Below are 6378 nucleotides of genomic sequence, written 5' to 3'. Positions count from 1 at the left end.
CCAACTCCGCGAAACTCACCGTCACCTCGCCGTCCACCAACGCCGGCGCCCCCGGCCACCGGCACACCGCCGCCCCGAACAACCCCGCCAACGACACCGGCACCACCCCGTCACCCGTGTCGTTCCAGGTGTCCAGCACCCGGGACCGCTCCGCGACCGACAGGAGATCGAGGTCGCCGACGCGTACGGGGCGGCCGCTCGCGATCTCCCGCAGCAGTTGGAGAAGCTGGGACGCCAGCCGCTGGACCGTCGCGGGGTCGAACAGCGCCGGGTCGAATCCCAGCTCGACCGACAGCTGCCTGCCCGGCGACGCCACGACGATGAGCGGGAAGTTCGTCGTCTCGCGGGCTTCGAGGTCGCGCAGCCGCAGCCCGTGCGCCGCTGCGGCCTCGTCGTTGATCGGGTAGTTCTCGAACACCACTGCGCTGTCGAACAGGTCCACGCCGCCGACCAGGTCGGTCCAGGTCTGGAGCTGGGCGAGGGACACGAAGTCGAACCGGCGCGCCTCGGCCTGGGCGGTCTGCAACCGCTGGAGCCATGCCGCCAGGTCGTCGGCGTCGTCGACGCGGACCCGTACCGGCAGGGTGTTGATGAAGATACCCGTGATCTCGTCGGCGCCGGGCAGGTCGGCGGGGCGGCCCGACACCGTCGCGCCGAAGCACACGTCGGACTGCCCGCAGTACCGGGACAGCAGGACCGCCCAGGCTCCCTGGACGACCGCGTTGAGGGTCAGCCGGTGGCGCCTGGCGAACCGGTCGAGCCGGGCGGAGTCCGCCTCGTCCAGGTGGGACGGCAGCCACTCCGCGGAGCGCGCGGCATGGCCCGGTGCGGGCTGCCGGTCGACCGGGAGCGGGGTGGGCGACGGGAAGCCCGATAAGACGCCCCGCCAGTAGTCCTCGGCCTCCCGCTGGTCGCGTTGGCTCAGCCAGTTCAGGAACTCGCGGAAGGGGGCGCGGCTCGGCAGGTCGGGTCGCCGGCCGTCGCCGAGAGCGGCGTGGGCGGCGAACACGTCGGTGAGGACGCCGAAGACGCTCCAGCCGTCGAGCAGGACGTGGTGGAAGGTCCACACCACCTGGACCTCGGTGTCGGACAGCCGGGCCAGCACCAGCCGCATCAGCGGCGCGGCCGCCAGGTCCAGCCCCCGGGCGCGGTCGTCGGCGAGCACCCGCGCCAGCGCGGAGTCCCGGTCCTGTTCGGACAGTGTGCGCCAGTCCAGGTACGAGACCGGCACCGTGACCTCGCGCTGCACCACCTGGACCGGCTCGGGTACGCCCTCCCAGACGATCCGGCTGCGCAGCACCGACGTACGGTCGACCACGTACTGCCACGCCGCCCCCAGCACCGCCGGGTCGGGCACCCCGTCGAGCACGAACGTCGCCTGTTCGAAGTAGACACCCTCGTCCCGCTGGGACAGGCTGTGGAAGACCATGCCGGCCTGCATCGGGGTGAGCGGGTAGATGTCCTCGACGTCCCGGCCGTCGCCGGCGAGCCGGTCGACCTGCACCTGGTCGAGGCGCGCGAGGGGGAAGTCCGACGGGGTCCGCCCACCAGCACCCGGCTGCGCGCAGTGCGCGACGATCTCGCCCAGCGCCCGCACCAGCCGGTCCGCGAGCGCCGCGATCGTCGCCTCGTGGTGCAGGTTCTCCGAGTACGTCCAGGTGAACTCCAGGCACTTGTCGTTGACGCTACCCACGATCTCCAACAGGTGCGCCCGGGTGGCTTGCGGATCGGCGTCGCCACCGAGCCCACCGACCGGGGCACCGAGCAGCCCGGCACCGCCCGCCGGCCGGTCGAACTGGCCCAGGTAGTTGAAGCTGACCCGCGGCGCGGCTGACTCGGGCAGCCGGTCGGTCAGGTAGCGCAGGACGCCGTAGCCGATCCCCCGCCGCGGCACCGCCCGCAGCCGCTCCTTGACCGCCTTGAGCCCATCACCCCACTCGGCACAGTCGGTGACCACCACCGGGAACATCGACGTGAACCACCCCACCGTCCGCGACAGGTCCACCCCGTCGAACAACTCCTCCTCCCGACCGTGCCCCTCCAGATCCACCAGCACCCGGTCGGAGCCGACCCAGCCGGCCAGCACCCGACCCAACGCCGCCACCAGCACGTCGTTGACCCGCGTGCGATACACCCCCGGCACGTCCTGCAACAACGCCCGCGTCGCCGCCTCGTCCAGCCGCACCGACACCGACCGCGCCGACCCCACCGTGTTCGCCCCATCACCATCAACCGGCAGGCCCACCACGGCACCCTCGGCCACCCCCGCCCAGTAGGCCACCTCGTCGTCGAACCCACCCGAACCCGCGTGCGCGACCAACCGGTACGCCCAGTCCCGAAACGACGTCGACTTCGCACCCAGGTGCACCGGCTCACCCCGCACCACCTGGCCATAGGCCGTCTCCAGGTCCTCCAGCAGGATCCGCCACGACACCCCGTCGACCACCAGGTGATGCACCGCCACGAACAACACCGGCGACAGCACACCGCCCCGCACGAACAACACCGCCCGCACCAGCGGCCCACTCGCCAGATCGAACCCGGCGTGCACCTCGGCGACCACCCGGTCCATTTCGGACCGCTGCCGCGCGGCGTCCAGACCCGACAGGTCACGGCACTCCAGCACCTCCACCGGCGCCACCGGCCCATTGACCTGCCGCCACCCACCGTCGACCCGCTCGTACCGCATCCGCAGCGCGTCATGCTGCGCCAGCAGCGCCGCGAACGCTGCCCGCAACGCGCCCACGTCCACCACGCCGGACAGCTCCACCAGCAGCGACTGGTCGAACCACGCCTCCGACCCCGGCGCCACCTCGAACAACCACCGCTGGATCGGCGTCAACGGCACCTCGCCGACCACCGGACCCTGATCGGCGGTCTCCGGAAGGGCCGCGGTGGCCGGGTCACCGGCGTGGGCGGCGAGGGAGGCGACGGTCTGGTGGACGAACAGGTCGCGGGGCATGAGGCTCAGCCCCGCCCGCCGGGCCCGGGACACCACCTGGATGCTCAGGATCGAGTCGCCGCCGAGGGAGAAGAAGTTGTCCTCGACCCCGACCCGCTCCACCCCCAGCACCTCGGCCCAGACCCCGGCCAGGATCCGCTCGGCCTCGGTCCGCGGCGCGACGTAGCCGTCCTGTGCCACCGTGCCGAAGTCCGGCGCCGGCAACGCCCGCCGGTCCAGCTTGCCGTTGACGCTCAACGGCATTGATTCGAGCGCCACGAACGCCGACGGCACCATGTAGTCGGGGAGGACGGAGGCGAGGTATGCCCGCAGTTCGGCGTGGTCCACGGTGGCGCCGGGCACGGATACGACGTAGGCCACGAGCCGTTTGGTGGTGACCTGCCGGTCGGTCGACTCCTGCTGGCGGGCGACGACGGCGACGTCCGAGACTCCGGGGTACGCGGCCACGGCGGCTTCGATCTCGCCGAGTTCGATCCGGAAACCACGGATCTTGACCTGGTCGTCGACCCGGCCGACGAACTCCACCACCCCGTCGGCCCGCCACCGCACCACATCCCCGGTCCGGTACATCCGGCCGCCCGGCTCGCCGAACAGCTCGGCGAACGGGTCGGCCACGAACTTCTCCGCCGTCAACCCCGGCCGGCCCAGATAACCCCGCGCCAACCCGGCACCCGCGATACACAACTCCCCCGGCGCCCCCACCGGCACCGGCCGCAACCACTCATCCAGCACGTAGACGCGCATGTTGTCCAACGGCCGCCCGATCGGCACCACCTCCGGCACCTCATCCACCGACGCCATCGGATACGACGTGGCGAACGTGGTCGTCTCCGTCGGCCCGTACCCGTCGACCACCACCAGACCCGGACACGCCGCCATCACCCGACGCACCGCACCCGCCGGCACCACATCCCCGCCGGTCCACACCTCCCGCACCCCGGCCAGGCACCCCGGATCCTCCTGCGCCACCACCCGGAACAACCCCGAGGTCAACCACACCCCGGTCACCCCGTGCCCGACCACCAGCCGGCGAAGCGACTCCACGTCCAGGTCCCCCGGCGGCGCCACCACCACCCGACCACCACGCAGCAACGGCACCCACAACTCGTACGTCGACGCGTCGAACGCCAGCGGGGAATGGACGAGGACCCTCCGGTGCACGTCACCGGTGAACCGCCGGTCGAACGCCAACGCGACGACGTCCCGGTGCCGCACCGCCACGCCCTTGGGCACGCCCGTCGACCCGGAGGTGTACTCGGCATAGACCAGGTTGTCGGGATCCACCGCCACCGCCGGTGCATCCGCCGGCTCCGCGTCCAGGGAAGCGTCGGCGACCACCACGTCACCACCGTGGATGACCTCGGCGGTTGCCCGCCACGCCCGGTCGGTCACCAGTACCCTCGCACCGGCCTCGCGCAGTACCAGTCGCATCCGGTCCGCCGGTGCCTTCACGTCGATGGGGAGGTAGGCGCCGCCCGCCTTGACGGCCGCGAGGACCGCGACGACGAGGTCGGCCGACCGGTCGGCCAGCACGCCGACCCGGTCCTCGGGGCGTACGCCGAGCCGGATCAGCCGGTGGGCCAGCCGGTTGGCCCGCTCGTCCAGCTCCGCGTACGACAGTTCGACGTCACCGCAGACCACCGCCACCGCCTCCGGCGACCGGCGTACCCGCGCGGCGAACAGATCCGGCACCGTACCGTCCGGCACCTCGGCCACGGTGTCGTTCCACTCCACCAGCACCCGGTGGCCCTCCGCCCCGGCCACCACCGGAATCTCCGCCACCGGCCGGGCCGGGTCGTCGACGAACCCGTCCAGCACCGTCCGCAGGCTGCCCGCCAACCGCTCGACCGTGGCCACGTCGAAGAAGGCGGGGTCGTAGTCGAGAGCGACCGTCAGCGCGTCGGCCGGCTCCACCACCACGCTCAGCGGATAGTTGGTCGGCTCCAGGTCCTGCAGCTGGTGGATGCCCAGGCCGTGCGCGGTGATGGCGTCGTCGTCGAACGGGTAGTTCTCGAACACGACGATGCTGTCGAACAGGTTGGCGCCGCCCGGCAGGTCGGTCCAGGTCTGCAGTTGCGCCAGCGACACGTACTCGAACCGCCGCGACTCCGACTGCTGCGCCTGCAGGTCGCGTAGCCACTCCACCAGACGCGCACCGGCGCCGACCGTCACCCGGGTGGGCAGCGTGTTGATGAACATGCCCACCATCGACTCGACCCCGGCAAGGTCGGCCGGCCGCCCCGACACCGTCGTACCGAAGACCACATCCGGCTCGCCGCTGTAGCGCGACAGCAGCAGCGCCCACGCCCCCTGCACCACCGTGTTCACCGTCAACCCGTGGCGCTGCGCCACGTCGCGGAGCTGGCGTGACCGCGTGGGCGACAGCGCCATGCGTACCCGCGCGCCGGACTCCGCGCGGTGGGCCTCGGTCGGCTGGCGGTCGAACGGCAGCGGTGTGGTGGACTCGAAGCCGGTGAGGACGCCCCGCCAGTACTCCTCGGCCTCCCGCTGGTCGCACTCGCCGAGCCAGCGCAGGTAGTCGCGGAACGGGCGCCGCGCGACCGGCGCGGTGGCCCGCCCGTGGACGATCGCCGCGTACCGGTCGCAGACCTCGCCGAACACCTGGGCCGCGCTCCACCCGTCGAGCAGCACGTGGTGGAAGGTCCAGATCAGCAGGATCTCGTCCGCGGCGACCGTGGCCACCGTCAGCCGCATCAGCGGCGCGACGGCCAGGTCGAACCCTTCGGCGCGGTCGCGGGCCACCAGCAGGGCCAGTTCGTCGTGCCGGTCGTTCTCCGACAGCTCGCGCCAGTCGAGGTACGTGACCGGGACGGCCGCCTCACGCTGCGCCACCTGCAGCGGCTCGTCCAGACCTTCCCAGACGATCCGGCTGCGCAGCACCGGGGTGCGGTCGACGACGTACTGCCACGCCGCGCCGAACGCCCGGGGGTCGGACACCCCGGTCAGCCGGAGCTGCACCTGGTTGAAGTACGCGCCGGACACCCCGTCGACGAGGCTGTGGAAGACCATGCCGGCCTGCATCGGGGTGAGTGGGTAGATGTCGTCGACGTCCCTGCCGTCGCCGGCCAGCAGGTCGACCTGCGCCTGGTCGAGGCGCGCGAGGGGGAAGTCCGACGGGGTACGGCCACCAGCGCCGGGCTGCGCGCAGTGCGCGATGATCTCGTGCAGGGCGTCGACCAACCGGTCGGCCAGGCGCCGGACGGTGCTGTCGGTGTGGATTCCGCTGGCGTACTCCCAGGTGAACTCCAGGCACTTGTCGTTGACGCTGCCCACGATCTCCAACAGGTGCGCCCGGGTGGCTTGCGGATCGGCGTCGCCACCGAGCCCACCGACCGGGGCACCGAGCAGCCCGGCACCGCCCGCCGGCCGGTCGAACTGGCCCAGGTAGTTGAAGC

Annotated in this window: 1 protein-coding gene; it reads right to left on the bottom strand. The window is 72.2% G+C overall.

Annotated features, from left to right (window positions below; all coding sequences use genetic code 11):
- On the bottom strand, window positions 1–6378 hold a 6378-nt coding region (locus tag ACNTMW_RS34040), incomplete at both ends, for an amino acid adenylation domain-containing protein (protein ID WP_426638185.1).

Source organism: Planosporangium spinosum, assembly GCF_049999945.1.
In the GTDB taxonomy this organism is placed as follows: domain Bacteria; phylum Actinomycetota; class Actinomycetes; order Mycobacteriales; family Micromonosporaceae; genus Planosporangium; species Planosporangium spinosum.
This window is presented reverse-complemented; position numbering and strand designations above follow the sequence as displayed.